Source organism: Streptomyces sp. 840.1 (assembly GCF_003751445.1).
Taxonomy (GTDB): Bacteria; Actinomycetota; Actinomycetes; order Streptomycetales; family Streptomycetaceae; genus Streptomyces.
In genome coordinates, this window is the sequence record NZ_RJUU01000001.1 from 3,136,449 (window position 1) to 3,153,411 (window position 16,963).

Consider the following 16,963-nt stretch of genomic DNA (forward strand, 5'->3'; position numbering starts at 1 on the left):
GTGACAAGATCGCGAGATGCTGCGACTCACCGATTTCATTATCGACTGCCCGGACACGATGAAGCTGGCCGCTTTCTACTCCGAGGTGACGGGCCGTCCAATCAAGGAAGGCGGCTCCGAGGACTGGACTGGCATCCAGTTCGGCGAGATCGAGCTGGCATTCATCCGGGTGGACGACTACCGCGCTCCGCAGTGGCCCGACAGCGAGCACCCCAAGCAGTTCCACCTCGACTTCGAAGTGGACGAGATCGAGTCCGAGCAGCGTCGCGTCCTCGACCTCGGCGCGACGCTGAGGCAGGACTTCATCGGCCCCAACGGCTACGGCTGGCAGGTCTACACCGACCCGATCGGCCACCCCTTTTGCCTGTGCCGCAACAAGGGCGTCATATGGACCGAGCAGGGCCCGATCTGGCCCAAGCGCGACTAATTGGATTCCGGTCATGGAGAACGGTGACATCACGATCAAGTTCACCCCCGACGAGGCCCTGGTCCTCTCGGACTGGCTGGCTTGACCCTCTCCGACCTGGCCATGCGGGCATCGGCTCGGTCCTGGTCTACGCGGCCACCGGCCGGATGCCCTTCGCTACCACCCAGACCGGACCACACGTGCTCATGTTCCGCGTCGCGGAGGAGGAGCCCGACCTGGAGGGCGTCCCGGGGGGCCCTCGCGAGTCTCGTACGCGACTGCATACGGAAGGAACCCGCCGCGCGCCCCGGTCTCGCGGAGGCCCTGTGGTGCACAGGAGTGCAGGACACGGTCGCCGACGGCCGGTTCCCGAGCCGTGGCTGCCCGGCCCCCAGAAGGACGGCAAAGGCACCTACCACTGCGTCTTCAAAGGCGCCCTGGCGCACGCGCCGAGCTCCAACGGTTGGGTGCACATCGACCCGACCACCGAAGTGGTCGCCGAGCCGGCTTCCTCCTGCAAGCCGGGCAAATACATCACGCTCAGGCTGCTGTCGAACGGCGCCCTGCGCAGAGCGAAGGACGACGGCGGGGAGAGCCTGACCTACGCCCGCAGCCAATCGGTGCCCCGGCGTCAGCTGCCGAGCGGTTCTGCGAGTTCGCTGTCTCGGGCAAGTTCAAGTCACCTCTGGGCACCGAGTTCCCCACTGCGCGGGAAAGCGGTCCTGCCGCGACCACTTTCAACAGTGACACCAAGCAGTACAGGGGCACCGGCGTCGTCTACGACCATGACTCCTCCGGCGGCAAGGTCCGCAAGAACTACGTCTGCGCCCTGACTTCCAAGGGAATCGGCACCTGGCACGTCGACAACCTGGACATCGTCGGCCACTGAGCCGTCTTCAACCTGACGGGCCCGACGTCCTCCACACCCTCATCGCGCAGCTCGCCGAGATCTACGCGGCATGACTGCGAACCGGTCGCTGCGGCCCGCCAGGGGGCTCAGGACGCCTTGACGGACTCGATGAACGGAGTCCAGGCGGCCGCGTGCACGATGAGCGCGGGGCCGTCGGGGCGCTTGGAGTCGCGTACGGGGACGAGGCCAGGGAGCCCGTCTGCTACCTCCAGGCAGTCACCGCCGCTGCTGTTGCTGTAGCTGCTCCTACGCCAAGTGGCGGCGGTCAAGTCGTGCTGGCTGAACGCCATTTCGGTAGTCCTCTGCCGCTTCCTCGATCATGGTGAGGGACGCATCCGGCGGCGAGGCGGCGGCCCTCAGAAGATCGTACGACCTCCGATACTGCTTCACGAGGCCCGGATCGTCGACGGTGTTTCCGTGGTGCTGGCCCTCCATGTACACCAGCGGAGGAGCGTCCGCGAAGTCCAGCACCATCGCGTTGCTCAGCATGAGCGGGTGCGGCCCTGAGTTCCACGGGAGGATCTGCGTAATGATTCGGCCGCGCCTGGTGAGAGCGGTGATGTGGTCGAGCTGCTCCGCCATGTGCTGCGGCGACACGATCGGCAGCCGTAGCAGGGTTTCCGGCAGAATCGCCCAGTACTGCGGTGTCTGATGGCTTGCATCGAAGAGACTTGCCCGCGCAAGCCGAGCGTTGACCTTCGCGTCGGTTTCCTCCTGGAGTTCAGGCATACGCTCGGCGCAGATCACGGCTCGTGCGTACGCTGCCGTCTGGAGCAGGCCGGGGAAGACTCCTGGTGACCATTGCTCAATGGATGACGCGTGTTTCTCCGCCTCCAGCACACGCTCGAAGTAGTCCGCGTGCCCCTTGCGCCTCGCCTTCCGCACGTCTTCACAACGCCGCTGGAAGAACCCGTCCGTCTTCAGCACCCGGTCCACGTGCTGCGCCAGCTCCACCGGCATGCGACGGTGCCCGTGCTCGATCTCGCTCAGGTACGTGATGCCGAAGAAGCTGCCGTCCACCAGCTTCTCCAGGGTCAGGCCCGCTTCCTCCCGTTTGAAGCGGAGCTCGTTCCCGTAGAACTGCGGGACTCCCGCCGAGCCGTCGATTTCCTTGCGTGTGGCCACCGCTGACCGCCTTTCGCGCTGCGCTCTGTGGAGCGAAATCGCCTTCCACCGTAGAGGCGCATGCGGCAGCGTGTGAGGTGTTCGTCACAGTCAGCAACGAAAGGTGTACGGCTCCTCATGGACGACGTGACGCAGGACCGGCCCGACTCACCCACGTACGACATCGTCGAGGACATCGACGTGCTGCGCGCCGCGCTCGCCGCGCACGGCATCACCCTGCCGTCCCTCGGCGTCGATCCGCTGACGCTCGCCGGGTGGACGAAGCACCCGCCGCTGGTCGCGCTCGGCAACTGCACGGTGGTGACCGCGCGGCGGCTGGCCGAGGCGCTGCGTGCGGGGGCCGGGGGATGAGCGTGCTGCCGTTCACGGTGGAGCTCCTCGCCGTGCCGGAGGCCGTACCGGAGGTGCGGCGGATGCTGCGGTGGCGGTTCGGGGAGGTAGAGGTGCCCGATCTGCTGCTCTGCGTCAGCGAGTTGCTTACCAATGTGATCGTGCACGTGGGGGCGGGGGTGCCGGTCACGTTGCGGATCAGCGCTACGGGGTCCGGGCGCATCCGGGTCGAACTGAGTGATCCCGCGCCGGGGGTGTGGCCGGCGATGCGGTTCGCGGCGGGTGATGCGGAGACCGGGTGCGGGCTGTTGCTGCTGGACGCGTTCGCGCTGCGGTGGGGCGTGGAGCAGGGGCCGTACGTGAAGACGGTGTGGTGCGAGCTGCGCGCTCCCGGTCGTCGGTTCGGGCCGGGCGCCTCAGCCTGCCGCGGGGGCGGGTGGCCAGACGGTCAGCTGCGATCCGTCGCAACTGACCGTCCGGCCCGGGTACATGGCCTGGACGGCGGCCCGGTCCAGGCCGTCGATGTCGCCGCGCAGGATGACCGCGCCCGGCTGGTGGGAGACCCACACCGTGCCGACCGGCCACACCACGATCGTGTTCCGGCACCGGGTGACGTGCCGCCAGGGGTACACCCTGCGGAGGTCCGCCAGTGCGCTGTCCCCGCGACCGTCGGCGTAGTCGCCTTCCAGGCACACGAGGGTGTGGTGGCGGCTCGCCCGGACGGTGCCGTCGGGCCACGGCCGGTCGTAGGGTCGGGCGCCGCCGAGCGTGCCGGTGTGGTTGCGTCCGAACAGGAGATGTTCCGGAACGTGAACGTACTCATGTGAATCGGACACCGGGCAACCCCCCAAGTCGCTTGTCACCTCAAGAGGTTGCAGCACCCTCAAGGCTTTGCTTGAGGAAAGCTACAAGGTTGCTTCCGCGAATGGCAAGCGATATCGGGGGTCGCGACGCGGACGGGCGGGCGTTCAGGATGTCCGCGGTGACGGGCCTCCGTCCGCGGCGCCGGACCCGCGCGGCGGCAGCGGCGGACGCCTCCGGTCCGGGACCGCGTCGTAGGTCGGCGGTGTCGCGGGCGGGGTCGCTGTGAGGAGGTCCAGGGCCATCCAGACCGCGTCGTCCAGGACCGCGTGCCGGCCCTCCGCCCAGTCAAGGGGGGTGCGCAGGGCCTCCACGTCGGGGGAGACGCCGTGGTTCTCCACCGACCAGCCGTAGGCGTCGAACCACGCGGCGTTCATCGGGACCGTGATCACCGTGCCGTCGCCCAGCCGGTGGCGGCCGGTCATGCCGACGACGCCGCCCCAGGTGCGCTGGCCCACCACAGGGCCCAGCTTCAGCAGCCGGAACGCGGCGGTGATCATGTCGCCGTCCGATGACGTCGCCTCGTCGGCCAGCGCGACCACCGGGCCGCGTGGGGCGTTGGAGGCGTACGACACCGGTTGGGCGTCACGGGTGAGGTCCCAGCCGAGGATCGTGCGGGTGAGCTTCTCGATGACGAGTTCGCTGATGTTGCCGCCCGCGTTGCCGCGCACGTCCACGATCAGGGCCTGGCGGGAGACCTCCAGGCGCAGATCGCGGTTGAACTGGGCCCAGCCCGAGCCGCCCAGGTCGGGGATGTGCAGGTAGCCGCAGCGGCCGTCGCTCAACTCCCTTACGACCTGGCGGCGTTTGGCCACCCAGTCCTGGTAGCGCAGCGGGCGCTCGTCGACCAGCGGGACGATCGCGACCCGGCGGGAGCGGCCCTCGCCGCCGGCCGGGGTGAAGGTCAGCTCGACCGTGGTGCCGCCCGCCGCGGAGAGCAGCGGGTAGGGGCCGGTGACCGGGTCGACCGGGCGGCCGTCCACGTGGGTGAGGACCGCGCCCTCCCTGATGCCCGTACCGGCGAGCGGGGAGCGGGCCTTGGAGTCCGAGGAGTCGCCGGGCAGGATGCGCTGGACGGTCCAGTCGCCGTCCCGGCACACCAGGTTGGCGCCGAGCAGGCCCATCGCCCGCTGGTAGTGCGGCGGGCCCTCGTTGCGGCGGGCGGGGGCGACGTAGGCGTGCGAGGTGCCCAGTTCGCCCAGGACCTCGCGCAGCAGGTCCGCGAACTCGTCCGGCGTGGCGACCCGTTCGACCAGCGGACGGTACTGGTCCAGGATCGCGTCCCAGTCGATGCCGCACATGTCCGGCTCCCAGAAGTAGGAGCGGATGATGCGGCCCGCCTCGGCGTAGGCGCCCCGCCACTCCGCCGCCGGGTCGACGTCGTGCAGGATGCGCCGCAGGTCCAGGTAGACCGTGGAGTCGTTGTCGCCGGGCTCGGTCGCCGGGACGGCGCGCAGCTCACCGTCGTCCATCACCACCAGCCGGGAGGCGTCGCCGCTGACGGCGAACCAGTCGAGGTGGCCGACGAGTTCGGTCTTCTTCGCCTTGGCGATGCTGAAGTGCTCCAGGGTCGGGCGCCCCGACATGTCCGCCGGGTTGGCGAAGGTCTCCCCGAGCGCGCCGGAGATCGGCCAGCGCAGCCAGACGAGGCCGCCGCCACTGACCGGGTAGAGCGCCGAGTACTTGGAGGCGGCGACCGGGAACGGCGTGACCCGGCTCTCCAGGCCCTCGAACTCGACGGTGACCGTGGACCCCTCGGCCGCGCCCGCCTCGTCGGAGTCCAGCGGGTCGAGGCCGCCTGCGGCCGGGCGGCCGTCGGGGGAGAGCGCGAAGGGCGAGGGCGTCGCGGAGGAGAGCGGGACCAGGTAGGGGCGGCAGCCGAGCGGGAAGGACAGGTCGCCGGTGTGCACGTCGTACACCGGGTCGAAGCCGCGCCAGGACAGGAACGCGAGGTAGCGGCCGTCGAGGGTGAAGACGGGGTTCTCGTCCTCGAAGCGGCCGTTGGTGACATCGACGATCACGGGTGATCCCGCGCCCGTGATGCGCGCGAGCTTGATCTGGCGCAGGGAGCGGCCGATGCCGGGGTGCGACCAGGTCAGCCAGGCCCCGTCCGGGGAGAACGCCAGGTCGCGGACCGGGCCGTTGACCGAGCGGATCAGTTCGACGGGTTCGCCGTCGGCGTCCTCGTCGGTGTCCAGGAGGAGGAGGCGCCCGTCGTGCGAGGCCATCGCGAGGATCTCGCCGTCCGGGTCGGCGATCAGCTCCTGGACCCGGCCCACCCGGCCGGAGGCGAGCCGGCGCGGGGCGCGGTCGCCGCTGGCGCGCGGCAGGGAGGCGATCTCGATCGCGTCCTCGCCCTCCGCGTCCGTCACGTACACCACCTGGCCGCCGCTGCCGAGCATCTCCGGGAGCCGGACCCGGACGCCGGGGGTGTCCGCGATGGTGCGGGCGGGGCCGTCGCGGTGGGTGAGCCAGTACAGGCTGCCGCGCACCGATACGGCGCTGGCCCGGCCGGTCTCGTCCACGGAGAGCGAGTCGACGTGGCTGGAGGCGGGCACCTGGTAGGCGCGCCGGCCGGCCCGGGGGCCGCCGAGCCGTACCTCCAGCCTGCGCGGGAGGGCGTCGGGCGATTCCAGGTCGTCGGCCAGCCACAGCTCGCCCGCGCACTGGTAGACGACCCGGTGCCCGTCGCTGGAGGCGTGCCGGGCGTAGAACGCGTCGTGGTCGCTGTGGCGGCGCAGGCCGGTGCCGTCGGGCAGGCAGGAGTAGAGGTTGCCGACGCCCTCGTGGTCGGAGAGGAAGGCGATCCGGCCGGCCACGAACATCGGTGAGCCGAGGTGCCCGCCGATGTCCGGGAGCAGCCGCTCGCCGTGCAGCCACAGGCGCCCCGTAGCCCCGCCCCGGTAGCGCTTCCAGGCGGCGGGCTCGTGCGGCGGGGTGCCGGAGAGCAGCAGGGTGCGGCGCTCCCCGCCGATGTCCGCGACGGCGATGTCGGAGACCGGCCCCCAGGGCAGCCGGCCCCCGGGGCTGCCGTCCGTGGGCACGCTGTAGGCCCAGGAGAAGTACGAGAACGGCTGCCCGTGCGAGGAGACGGCGAGGATCTGCGCGGCGTCCCCGGCGTCCGGGGTCCAGCCGCAGACCCGGGCGTCCGTCGACCCCCAGTGGGTGAGCCGGCGGGCCGGGCCGCCGGTGACCGGGGCGAGGTGGATCTCCGGGTCGAGGCTGCGCCAGGTCGTGTACGCGATCCGGGTCCCGTCGGGTGAGAAGCGCGGATGGCTGACCCGGGTGCGGTCGACCGTCACCCGCCAGGCGCGTCCCGGGGTCTCGCCCTCGGGGGCGAGGGGAGCGACCCAGAGATCGTCCTCCGCCGCGAAGCAGAGGAGATCCTCGTGGAGGTGCGGGAACCGGAGATACGAGACGTCGTCACTCACCCCCCAATGCTTTCCGCGTGAGCGGGCCGCGGCAACTTGTGGTGCGGAACACAAGCGAAACGATTTCGTTTCGCTGGGCGCCCGGGGTACCGTCGAGGTGTACGAAACAGTTTCGTTCGATTGACTCACGTTCGATCGAGTGACGTACACATCGCACGAGCTCGGGAACGGGGGTTGGCACATGGCACGCACACGGCTCACGCCCGAACGCGAGAGCGAGCTGTACGCAGCTGTGCTCGACCTGCTCCGCGAGGTCGGCTACGACGCCCTGACCATGGACGCCGTCGCCGCACGCACCCGTTCCAGCAAGGCCACCCTCTACCGCCAGTGGGGGAGCAAGCCCGAGCTCGTCGTCACGGCTCTGCGGCACAACAAGCCCGTCTCCCTCGGCGAAGTCGACACCGGCTCGCTGCGCGGTGACTTCTACGCCGTCCTGAGCCGTACCGATGACTGTCAGATGGAGAAGGACGCCGCGCTGATGCGGGGTCTGAGCCATGCCGTCCACGACAACCCCGACCTGCTCCAGGCCCTGCGCGCACTGCTGGTCGAGCCGGAGCTCTCCGGTCTCGAAGTGCTGCTGAACCGAGCTCTGGACCGGGGTGAGCTGCGTCCGGACAATCCGGCGCTGAAGTACGTACCGCACATGCTGATCGGTGCTTTCACCGCTCGGCAACTGATCGAGGACCGCGCTGTAGACCACGCCTTCCTCACCGACTACGTCGATTCCGTGATTCTCCCCGCTCTCGGAGTCTGACAGCCGTCCCCACGGCACCCGCACGGCCCTCTCCCCAAAAGCCCCACCTGACACGCCGCTCTCGTCGTCGGGCTGGTTCCTCACGCCTTTTTCCACTCAACGACCTGACCGGGAGTACGCCTCCGTGGCCACATTCCTCTACAAAATCGGGCGGCTCGCCTTCCGGCGCCGCCGCTATGTCGCCCTGATCTGGGTGGCCCTGCTGGCGCTCGCCGGATTCGGCGCGGCCTCCGCGTCCACCGCCACCTCCAGCTCCTTCTCGATCCCGGGCACGGAGGCGCAGAAGGCCTTCGACCTGCTGGAACAGCGATTCCCCGAGGCCAGCGCCGACGGCGCGACCGCGCGCATCGTCTTCAAGGCACCCGCGAACGAGAAGATGACGGACCCGGCCAACAAGGCCGACGTCAAGAAGATCACCGCGCAGCTGAAGTCCGGCTCGGACCAGGTGGCCTCGGTCGCCGACCCGTACACCGGTGACGCCGTCTCCAAGAACGGCTCGACCGCGTACGTCTCGGTGACCTACAAGGTCAACTCGATGGAGCTGACCGACGCCACCAGGGACGCCCTGGAGGACGCGGGCGAAGCGGCCCAGAAGACCGGGATGACCGTGGAGATCGGCGGTGACGCGCTCCAGGTGATGCCGGAGACCGGTGCCACCGAGGTCATCGGCATCGCGCTGGCCGCGGTGGTGCTCGTCATCACCTTCGGCTCGCTCATCGCGGCGGGGCTGCCACTGCTCACCGCGCTGATCGGTGTCGGCATCGGCGTCTCGACGATCACCGCGCTGGCCAATGTGCTGGACCTCGGCTCCACCACCTCGACCCTCGCGATGATGATCGGCCTCGCGGTCGGCATCGACTACGCGCTGTTCATCGTCTCCCGCTACCGCGCCGAACTGGCCGAGGGCCGGGAACGCGAGGAAGCGGCGGGACGGGCGGTCGGCACGGCCGGCTCCGCGGTCGTCTTCGCCGGGCTCACCGTGGTCATCGCCCTGGTCGGACTGGCCGTCGTCAACATCCCGATGCTGTCGAAGATGGGCTTCGCCGCCGCCGGCACGGTCGCCATCGCCGTCCTCATCGCGCTCACCCTCGTCCCGGCCATGCTGGGCTTCGCGGGCAAGCGGGTCATGGGGCGCAAGGCGCGCAAGGCCGCCGAGGCCGAGAACCGGCCCGAGGCCAAGCCGAACATGGGCACCCGCTGGGCACGGTTCGTGCTGCGCAAGCCCGTGTGGGTGCTGCTCGTCGGCGTCCTCGGCCTGGGCGCCATCGCGATCCCGGCCGCCTCGCTGGAGATGGGCCTGCCGGACGACGGCTCCCAGCCCACCAGCACCACCCAGCGCCGCGCCTACGACCTGCTTTCCGACGGCTTCGGCCCCGGCTTCAACGGCCCGCTGATGGTCGTCGTCGACACCGAGAACAGCTCCGACGGCAAGGCGGCGGCCAAGCGGGTCGGTGACGAGATCTCCGAGATGAAGGGTGTCGTCGCCGTCACCCCGGCCCACTTCAACAAGGCCGGCGACGCGGCGATGATCACCGTCGTCCCGAAGGACCGGCCGAGCTCGGTCGAGACCGAGAACGTGGTCCACGCGATCCGCGACGCGGGTACGGACATCAAGGCCGACACCGGGTCCCAGGTCCTGGTCACCGGTGCCACCGCGATGAACATCGACTTCTCGCAGAAGATGAACGACGCGCTGCTGCCCTACCTGGCCCTCGTCGTCGGCCTCGCCTTCCTGCTGCTGATGGTGGTCTTCCGGTCGATCCTGGTACCGCTGAAGGCGGCGCTCGGCTTCCTGCTCTCGGTCGTCGCGGCCCTGGGCGCGGTCGTCGCGGTCTTCCAGTGGGGCTGGCTCGGCTCGCTCTTCGGGGTCGAGCAGACCGGTCCGATCATGTCGATGATGCCGATCTTCATGGTGGGTGTCGTCTTCGGTCTCGCGATGGACTACGAGGTCTTCCTCGTGACCCGGATGCGGGAGGCGTACGTCCACGGCGAGAAGCCCGGCCAGGCGATCGTCACCGGCTTCAAGCACGGTGCCCGGGTGGTCACGGCCGCAGCCGTGATCATGATGGCCGTCTTCTCCGGATTCATCGGCTCCAGCGAGCAGATGATCAAGATGATCGGCTTCTCCCTGGCCATCGCCGTCTTCTTCGACGCGTTCATCGTCCGGATGGCCATCGTGCCCGCGGTCCTCGCCCTGCTCGGCAAGCGGGCCTGGTGGCTGCCGCGCTGGCTGGACCGGGTGCTGCCCAACGTCGACGTGGAGGGTGAGGGGCTGCGCAAGGAGCTCGGCGCCTCCGCCGACGACGGCGCCGGTCCCGACCACGGCGGCGAGCGCGAGCTGACCCGCGTCTGAGCCTCTCACCGAGAGCCGCTGACCTCCGGAGCCGCGTCTGAGCGGAGCGCGGCCCCGGAAGCGCCGGTTACCTGTGGGGACGGGGGACCGGAGCGACGAGAGCCCCCGTGCACCTGGTGTGCACGGGGGCTCTCGGCATGCCACGGGGCGGGCCTGGGGCGTCGTGGGACGCCCCCTTCCGCCGGGCTTTCGGCGGGTCCGGGGGCGCCGGTGCGGCCGGGGCGGCGCCGAGTACGGTACGTCGCGTGAGCACGTACTCCGTGGCCTCGACGAACTTCAGGCGGTTCTGGTTCGGGCAGACGCTCTCCCAGTTGGGGACGCGCGTCGGCACGCTCGCACTGTCCGTCACGGCTGTCGAGCTCCTGCATGCCGGCAGCCGGGAGGTGGGCCTGCTCGGCGCCGCGTCCACCGTCTGCTACCTCCTGATCGGCCTGCCCGCAGGCGTGTGGGTGGACCGGATGTTCAAGCGCCGGACGATGATGTGGGCCGCCCTCGCCCGCGCCCTGGCCGTACTCGTCATCCCCGTCCTGTGGTGCACGGGCGACCTGGGGATGGGGGCGCTGTACGCGGTCGCGCTGGTCGTCGGCGTGGTCACGGTCTTCTTCGACGTCGGCTACCAGTCCTACGTCCCCGTCCTCGTACCCGGGCGCGACATCGCCCCGGCCAACGCGCGCCTGGAATCGACGGCGCAGGTGTCCACCCTGGCCGGACCCGCGCTGGCGGGGCTGCTCATGCGGGCCGTGAGCGCGCCCGTCGTCCTGCTCGTGGACGCCTTCGCCTACCTCGCCGGCTTCCTGTGCCTGGCGGTGACCGAGGACGGTGAGCAGAGGTCCGACCTGGCTCCCCGGACCAGGGGGCGGCTGGGGGCGGACATCGCGGAAGGGCTGCGCTTCGTCCGGGACCAGCCGGTGATCCGGCGGCTCGCGGTGTCCATGGGCGTGTCCAACTTCTTCGCCACGATGGTGGCCACCCTGGTCCCCGTACTGGTCATGCGCACGATCGGCTTCGACGCGTTCATGCTCGGGCTCGTCATGAGCTGCGGCGCCGTCGGCGGAGTGCTGGGAGCGGTGCTCGCCCCCCGGGCCCGGCGGCGGCACGGGGCCGGCGCGATCATGTCGGCTGGACTGCTCACCGCCGCGTTCTTCACCGCGGCCAGCCCCCTCGCGGCCCTGGCCGGCGAATCCGACCGGGCCCTGGCCGCAGCGGTCCTGCTGGTCGGGGAGTTCGGGCTCACGGCCGGGGCGCTGCTCTACAACGTGACCCAGGTCAGCCTGCGGCAGCAGCTCTGCCCCAGGAACCTGCTCGGCCGGATGAACGCTTCCATCCGCTTCGTCGTGTGGGGCAGCATGCCGCTCGCGGCGCTCGCGGCGGGCTGGCTGGGCACGGCGATCGGCGTCGTCCCCACCCTGTGGATCGGCGTGGCCGGAGGCGCCGCCACCGTCCTGCCCATCCTCACGATCGACAAGGTCGTCCGGGCCGCCGGCGCGCGCCCCGGCGGCGTGGTGGTTCCGTGAGCGCTTGAGCCCGCTCCCGGCGCGGGTCAGGCGGGAGCGGCCTCGGACCTGGCTCCGGGGGTTTCGGCCCTGGCCCCGGTGTGGGTGCGCCGCAGGAAGCGGATCAGGGGGGCGCTGTCGAACTGGACCACCTCGACGCCGGCCGCCGAATGGAGCTCGACGACCAGCTGGGCCCGGCCGCACGGCCAGATCCGGTAGCTGTCGTGCTCGACCGGGGCGCGCAGCCCGCGCTCCAGCAGTTCGCGTTCGAGGGCCCACTCGGTGCCGCCGGGGAAGGCGACCCGGATCGTATGCGGATCGTCGGCGGTGTCGTAACGCAGCTCGACCGGGACCACGGGCAGGTCGCGGGCGTCTGTGACGAGCCGGGCTCGGGCATGTTCTCTGATCACGGGGGACATGGGCCGGCTCCTCCTGTACATACGCCTTTTCTGTACGTCTTCGTCCTCCAATGTCCCATATTTTACGAAAAGAGCACTGTGAGGGCCTTGGGTAGTTGTGACGGCAACGCTCTTGCGAACGGTTCGCAACAGCGCTCTATTATTGAGAGGTTCATGACCCCGCGCAGCAACGCAGTAACGCAGGAAGCGGAGCCTCCCCCATGCATGTACCCGACGGATTCATCAACGCCCCCGTCTCCGCCGTAGCCGGAGTCGTGGCCGCCGGTGCCGTGGCCGTCAGCCTGAAGGGGGCCCGCCGGGAGCTGGACGAGAGGACCGCGCCGCTGGCCGGGCTGGTCGCCGCGTTCATCTTCGCCGTGCAGATGCTGAACTTCCCGGTGGCCGCCGGTACCAGCGGCCACCTGCTGGGCGGGGCGCTGGCCGCCATCCTGGTCGGGCCGTACACCGGAATCCTCTGTATCTCCGTCGTCCTGCTGATGCAGGGCATCCTGTTCGCCGACGGCGGGCTCACCGCGCTCGGCGTGAACATCCTGGACATGGGCATCGTGACCACCGTCGTCGCGTACGCCCTCTTCCGCGGCCTCACCGGCCTGCTGCCGCGCACCCGCCGCTCGATGACCGCCGCCGCCTTCGTCGCCGCGCTCGTCTCCGTACCGGCCGCGGCCTGCGCCTTCACGCTGATGTACTGGATCGGCGGCACCACCGACATCCCGATCGGCAAGGTCTTCACCGCGATGGTCGGCGTCCACGTCCTGATCGGCATCGGCGAGGCCGTGATCACCGCGCTGACCGTCGGCGCCGTCATCGCCGTACGCCCCGACCTCGTCCACGGCGCCCGCGGACTCACCGCCCCGCTCAAGCTCCGCATCGACGGCGAACTCGTCGACGCACCCGCCCGCGAGCCCGTCGCCGCCGCACCCGCCGCCCGCTCCAACCGGGGCCTGTGGGCCACCGGCCTGGTCACCGCGCTGGTCCTGGCCGGCTTCGTCTCCTTCTACGCCTCCGCCAACCCCGACGGCCTGGAGAAGGTCGCCACCGACCAGGGCATCGACAAGAAGGCCGAGGAGCACGCGTCCAAGGACTCCCCGCTCGCCGACTACGGCGTCAAGGACGTCTCCGACGCCCGGATCTCCGGCGGCCTGGCCGGCGTGATCGGCGTCGGCGCCACCCTCGTCGTCGGCAGCGGCGCGTTCTACGTCGTCACCCGCCGCCGTCGCAAGGGCGACGAACCGGCCGGCAGCGACTCCCGCACCGACGAGAAGGTCTGATGGGCGCGGGGCACGCCCACAAGCTCTACCGGCACGGGCACTCGCCGGTCCACGACCTGCCGCCGCACTGCAAGCTTGCCGCAGTCTTCTGCTTCGTCGTGGTCGTCGTCACCACCCCGCGCGAGGCGGTGTGGGCCTTCGGGCTGTACGCGCTGCTCATCGCGGGCGTCACCGTGCTGGCCCGCATTCCGGCCGGCTTCCTCCTCAAGCGGCTGCTGATCGAGGTCCCGTTCGTGGCGTTCGCGCTGCTCATGCCGTTCGTGGTGCCTGGCGAGCAGACCCACGTGCTCGGCCTCTCCGTCAGCGTCCCCGGCCTCTGGGGCGCCTGGAACGTGCTCGCCAAGGGCACCCTCGGCGTCGCCGCCTCCGTACTCCTCGCCTCCACCACCGAACTGCGCTCGCTGCTGCTCGGTCTGCAACGCCTCAGGCTGCCGCCGCTGCTCGTCCAGATCGCCTCCTTCATGATCCGGTACGGCGATGTGATCACCGACGAGATGCGGCGGATGTCCATCGCCCGCCGCTCGCGCGGCTTCGAGGCGCGCGGGGTGCGGCAGTGGGGCGTGCTGGCCAAATCGGCGGGCGCGCTGTTCATCCGGTCCTACGAGCGCGGGGAGCGCGTCCACCTCGCGATGGTCAGCCGCGGCTACACCGGCACCATGCCGGTCATCGACGAGGTGACCGCCTCGCGCACCCAGTGGGCGTACGCCTCGGCACTCCCCCTGCTCGCCCTCGTCGTGTGTCTGCTGGGATGGACCGTATGAGCCCCGATCCCGACCCCGTACCGCCCTCCCTCGAAGTCAGCGGCCTCGCCTACGCCTACCCCGACGGCCACCAGGCGCTCTTCGGCGTCGACCTGACCGTCGCCCGCGGCGAGCGCGTCGCCCTGCTCGGCCCGAACGGCGCCGGCAAGACCACCCTCGTCCTGCACCTCAACGGCATCCTCGACGCGGGCGCCGGCAGTGTCCGGGTCGCCGGGCTGCCGGTCGAGAAGCGCAACCTGGCCGAGATCCGGCGCCGCGTCGGCATCGTCTTCCAGGACCCTGACGACCAGCTCTTCATGCCCACCGTCCGCGAGGACGTCGCCTTCGGGCCCGCGTCCGGCGGACTGCGCGGCGCCGAACTGGAGGAACGGGTCACCGACGCGCTGAAGCAGGTCGGCATGGAGGAGTTCCTCAACCGGCCCCCGCACCACCTCTCCTTCGGCCAGCGCCGCCGCGTCGCCGTCGCCACGGTCCTCGCGATGCGGCCGGAGATCCTCGTCCTGGACGAGCCCTCCTCCAACCTGGACCCGGCCTCCCGCCGCGAACTGGCCGACATCCTGCGCTCCTTGGACGTGACCGTGCTGATGGTCACGCACGATCTGCCGTACGCCCTGGAGCTGTGCGGCCGGGCCGTCATCCTCAGCGAGGGCGTCATCGCCGCCGACGACCGCACCCAGAACCTCCTCTGCGACGAGGAACTGATGCGCGCCCACCGGCTGGAGCTCCCCTTCGGGTTCGACCCGCGCTCCGTGACGGTGAACATCGGGTAACCCGCCCCTCCTGCGACCTGCGGCGCAATGCACCATGGAGGGATGAGCGGGAGCGCGGGAACAGGCGTGGACGTACGGGGCGCAGTGGTGCCCGGATTCGAACCGGTCCGGGATGCTTTCATCCGTAACTTCGAACAGCGCGGCGACCGAGGGGCAGCGGTCACCGTCTACCGGCACGGGCACAAGGTCGTCGACCTGTGGGCCGGGACCAGGGACGTCGACGGCGCCGAACCCTGGGCCGTGGACACCGTGCAGGTCGTCCGCTCGGCCGGCAAGGGCATCGCCGCCGCCGTCCCGCTGCTGCTGCACCAGCGCGGCCAGATCGATCTGCACGCCCCCGTCGGCACCTACTGGCCGGAGTTCAAGGCCAACGGCAAGGAGCGCGTCCTCGTCCGCGATCTCCTCGCCCACCGGGCCGGCATCCCCGCCCTGGACCGGGCGCTGACCCCCGACGAGGCGGCCGACGGGGTGAGCGGGCCGCAGGCGGTCGCCGCCCAGCGCCCCCAGTGGGAGCCCGGCACCGACCACGGCTACCACGCGCAGACCTACAGCTGGCTCGTCGGCGAACTGGTGCGACGCGTCACCGGGCGCACCGTGGGCCGCTGGGTCGCCGAGGAGATCGCCCGCCCGCTCGGCCTGGACTTCTGGTTCGGCCTCCCCGCGGACGAGGCCCACCGGGTCGGCCGGATCGGCCCCGTCGAGGCACCTGCGGGCGAGGGCACGGGCGCGCTGCGGATGCGCCCCAAGCGCTCGGTCGTCGACGCCTACCGCGACCCGGACTCACTGACCCGCCGGGCGTTCGGCGCCATCGACCCGTTCCCCGACGAGAACGAACCCGGCTACCGGGCCGCCGAACTCCCCGCCTCCAACGGCATCGCCACCGCCCGGGGCCTGGCCCGCTGCTACGCCGCGATGATCGGCCCGGTCGACGGCCACCGGCTGTTCGCCCCCGCCACCCTGACCCTGGCCCGCACCGAGGAGTCCGCCGGCCCGGACCGGGTGCTGGTCGTCAACACCCGTTTCGGGCTGGGCTACATGCTCCACGGACCGGCCTCCCCGCTGCTGGCCCCGGGCTCCTTCGGCCACCCGGGCCGGGGCGGTTCGCTCGGCTTCGCGGACCCCGAATCGGGCATCGCGCTCGGCTATGTGACGAACGGTCTGCAGAAGGGAGTCACCGCCGACCCCCGCGCCCAGGCACTGGTCCGGGCAGTACGGTCGGCGCTATGACTTCTGCCACGCTCACGCGATTCGACGGATACGGCGTCCTCATCACCGGTGCGGGCCAGGGCATCGGCGCCGCCACGGCCCGACGCCTCGCGGCCGAGGGCGCCCGGGTCCTGGTCACCGACCTGGACCCGGACCGGGCCGCGCGGGTGGCCGCGGACATAGCCGAGGCGGGCGGCCGGGCGCGGTCGCTGGCCTGCGACGTGACGGACCGGGCGGCGGTCGAGGCGGCGGTTGCGTACGCGGTCGCGGAGTTCGGCGCGCTCGACGTGCTGGTGAACAACGCCTACTCGTGCGCCCCCGACCAGGCGCTGTTCGAGGACGAGCCGGACGACGTCTGGGAACGGGACCTCGACGTCACCCTCAGCGGCGCCTACCGGTGCGCACGCGCCGCGCTGCCGCACCTCGCGGCGTCCGGCCGGGGCGCGATCGTCAGCATCGGGTCCGTCAACGGAATCCAGGACTTCGGCAACCACGCCTACAGCGCGGCCAAGGCGGGCCTGACGAGCCTCACCCGGACCCTCGCCGGCCACGCCGGACCGCGCGGCGTGCGGGTCAACCTCGTCGCGCCCGGCACGGTCCGTACCGACGCCTGGTCCGGCCGCGAGGGCGAACTCTCCCGGGTCGGCGGCCTCTACCCCCTCGGCCGGGTCGGCGAGCCCGAGGACATCGCCGCCGCGGTCGCCTTCCTCGCCTCCCGCGACGCGGCCTGGGTCACCGGCACGACGCTGTGCGTGGACGGCGGGCTGACCGCGGTGAACACCGGCTTCCGGCAGGCGCTCACCAAGGAGTAGCGGGCCGCCGCGAACGCCCGCCCCGCTCCTGTGCAAGTACGGGGTGAGACCGCCACCCCGGGCG

The 16,963-nt window shown here is 71.0% G+C and carries 15 protein-coding genes and 1 pseudogene; 11 read left to right on the plus strand and 5 right to left on the minus strand.

Annotated elements, in window-relative coordinates; genetic code table 11:
• Positions 1-16 precede the first annotated feature (16 nt).
• The gene (locus EDD93_RS14410) at positions 17-427 is read left to right on the plus strand and encodes a VOC family protein (protein WP_123525524.1); all 411 of its coding nucleotides are present in this window, start codon (positions 17-19) and stop codon (positions 425-427) included.
• A gap of 975 nt (positions 428-1,402) precedes the next feature.
• On the opposite strand, the gene EDD93_RS14415 is transcribed toward EDD93_RS14410, so the two are convergent.
• Both EDD93_RS14415 and EDD93_RS14420 read right to left on the minus strand, forming a co-directional pair.
• Positions 1,403-1,606 (minus strand): DUF397 domain-containing protein, encoded by a 204-nt coding sequence (locus EDD93_RS14415; RefSeq protein WP_185092314.1) that lies wholly within the window; start codon positions 1,604-1,606, stop codon positions 1,403-1,405.
• Positions 1,563-2,441 (minus strand): helix-turn-helix transcriptional regulator, encoded by an 879-nt coding sequence (locus EDD93_RS14420; RefSeq protein WP_123525525.1) that lies wholly within the window; start codon positions 2,439-2,441, stop codon positions 1,563-1,565. The genes EDD93_RS14415 and EDD93_RS14420 overlap by 44 nt, the downstream gene beginning before the upstream one ends.
• Before the next feature lie 117 nt (positions 2,442-2,558).
• Here EDD93_RS14420 and EDD93_RS14425 point away from each other — a divergent pair, with 117 nt between their 5' ends.
• Together EDD93_RS14425 and EDD93_RS40810 are read left to right on the plus strand one after the other, a co-directional pair.
• The gene (locus EDD93_RS14425) at positions 2,559-2,792 is read left to right on the plus strand and encodes a hypothetical protein (RefSeq protein ID WP_123525526.1); all 234 of its coding nucleotides are present in this window, start codon (positions 2,559-2,561) and stop codon (positions 2,790-2,792) included.
• Positions 2,789-3,094 (plus strand): annotated as a pseudogene (locus tag EDD93_RS40810) (ATP-binding protein); the annotation flags it as partial. The gene EDD93_RS14425 and the pseudogene EDD93_RS40810, both read left to right, overlap by 4 nt.
• 93 nt (positions 3,095-3,187) lie before the next feature.
• Here EDD93_RS40810 and EDD93_RS39590 read toward each other — a convergent pair.
• Complete coding sequence (locus EDD93_RS39590; RefSeq protein ID WP_185092315.1) at positions 3,188-3,607, minus strand: hypothetical protein; 420 nt, start codon at positions 3,605-3,607, stop codon at positions 3,188-3,190.
• Positions 3,608-3,739: 132 nt separating this feature from the next.
• Positions 3,740-7,063 carry a S41 family peptidase gene (locus EDD93_RS14435; protein ID WP_123525527.1) on the minus strand — a complete coding sequence of 1,108 codons (3,324 nt, stop codon included), beginning with the start codon at positions 7,061-7,063 and terminating at the stop codon, positions 3,740-3,742.
• Between the two features lie 181 nt (positions 7,064-7,244).
• Here EDD93_RS14435 and EDD93_RS14440 point away from each other — a divergent pair, with 181 nt between their 5' ends.
• From EDD93_RS14440 to EDD93_RS14450, 3 genes are all read left to right on the plus strand, one after another.
• Positions 7,245-7,817, plus strand: coding sequence for a TetR/AcrR family transcriptional regulator (locus EDD93_RS14440; RefSeq protein ID WP_123525528.1), 573 nt, complete (start codon positions 7,245-7,247; stop codon positions 7,815-7,817).
• A gap of 124 nt (positions 7,818-7,941) precedes the next feature.
• Positions 7,942-10,170: an MMPL family transporter gene (locus EDD93_RS14445; RefSeq protein ID WP_123525529.1), complete on the plus strand. Its 2,229-nt coding sequence runs from the start codon at positions 7,942-7,944 to the stop codon at positions 10,168-10,170.
• Positions 10,171-10,415: 245 nt separating this feature from the next.
• Positions 10,416-11,684 carry an MFS transporter gene (locus EDD93_RS14450; protein WP_185092316.1) on the plus strand — a complete coding sequence of 423 codons (1,269 nt, stop codon included), beginning with the start codon at positions 10,416-10,418 and terminating at the stop codon, positions 11,682-11,684.
• Between the two features lie 26 nt (positions 11,685-11,710).
• Here EDD93_RS14450 and EDD93_RS14455 read toward each other — a convergent pair whose 3' ends face one another.
• Positions 11,711-12,082 carry an SsgA family sporulation/cell division regulator gene (locus EDD93_RS14455; protein WP_123525531.1) on the minus strand — a complete coding sequence of 124 codons (372 nt, stop codon included), beginning with the start codon at positions 12,080-12,082 and terminating at the stop codon, positions 11,711-11,713.
• A 200-nt stretch (positions 12,083-12,282) separates the two neighbouring features.
• Here EDD93_RS14455 and EDD93_RS14460 point away from each other — a divergent pair, with 200 nt between their 5' ends.
• The 5 genes from EDD93_RS14460 (at position 12,283) to EDD93_RS14480 (ending at position 16,899) form a co-directional block, all read left to right on the plus strand.
• Positions 12,283-13,350: an energy-coupling factor ABC transporter permease gene (locus EDD93_RS14460; RefSeq protein ID WP_123525532.1), complete on the plus strand. Its 1,068-nt coding sequence runs from the start codon at positions 12,283-12,285 to the stop codon at positions 13,348-13,350.
• Entirely contained in the window at positions 13,350-14,111 is a 762-nt protein-coding gene (cbiQ, locus tag EDD93_RS14465; RefSeq protein ID WP_123525533.1) for a cobalt ECF transporter T component CbiQ, read from the plus strand. Before EDD93_RS14460 ends, cbiQ begins: the two co-directional genes overlap by 1 nt.
• Positions 14,108-14,881 carry an energy-coupling factor ABC transporter ATP-binding protein gene (locus EDD93_RS14470; protein ID WP_123525534.1) on the plus strand — a complete coding sequence of 258 codons (774 nt, stop codon included), beginning with the start codon at positions 14,108-14,110 and terminating at the stop codon, positions 14,879-14,881. Before cbiQ ends, EDD93_RS14470 begins: the two co-directional genes overlap by 4 nt.
• 66 nt (positions 14,882-14,947) lie before the next feature.
• The gene (locus EDD93_RS14475) at positions 14,948-16,108 is read left to right on the plus strand and encodes a serine hydrolase domain-containing protein (protein WP_123525535.1); all 1,161 of its coding nucleotides are present in this window, start codon (positions 14,948-14,950) and stop codon (positions 16,106-16,108) included.
• Positions 16,105-16,899, plus strand: coding sequence for an SDR family NAD(P)-dependent oxidoreductase (locus tag EDD93_RS14480; RefSeq protein WP_123525536.1), 795 nt, complete (start codon positions 16,105-16,107; stop codon positions 16,897-16,899). Before EDD93_RS14475 ends, EDD93_RS14480 begins: the two co-directional genes overlap by 4 nt.
• Positions 16,900-16,963 lie beyond the last annotated feature (64 nt).

Excerpts from the sequence above, each read along its gene's own strand:
- EDD93_RS14460 (WP_123525532.1), top strand. The coding sequence starts at position 12,283 with ATGCATGTACCCGACGGATTCATCAACGCCCCCGTCTCCGCCGTAGCC.
- EDD93_RS14470 (WP_123525534.1), top strand. The coding sequence starts at position 14,108 with ATGAGCCCCGATCCCGACCCCGTACCGCCCTCCCTCGAAGTCAGCGGC.
- EDD93_RS14415 (WP_185092314.1), bottom strand. The coding sequence starts at position 1,606 with ATGGCGTTCAGCCAGCACGACTTGACCGCCGCCACTTGGCGTAGGAGC.
- EDD93_RS14410 (WP_123525524.1), top strand. The coding sequence starts at position 17 with ATGCTGCGACTCACCGATTTCATTATCGACTGCCCGGACACGATGAAG.
- EDD93_RS14455 (WP_123525531.1), bottom strand. The coding sequence starts at position 12,082 with ATGTCCCCCGTGATCAGAGAACATGCCCGAGCCCGGCTCGTCACAGAC.
- cbiQ (WP_123525533.1), top strand. The coding sequence starts at position 13,350 with ATGGGCGCGGGGCACGCCCACAAGCTCTACCGGCACGGGCACTCGCCG.
- EDD93_RS14440 (WP_123525528.1), top strand. The coding sequence starts at position 7,245 with ATGGCACGCACACGGCTCACGCCCGAACGCGAGAGCGAGCTGTACGCA.
- EDD93_RS14425 (WP_123525526.1), top strand. The coding sequence starts at position 2,559 with ATGGACGACGTGACGCAGGACCGGCCCGACTCACCCACGTACGACATC.
- EDD93_RS14480 (WP_123525536.1), top strand. The coding sequence starts at position 16,105 with ATGACTTCTGCCACGCTCACGCGATTCGACGGATACGGCGTCCTCATC.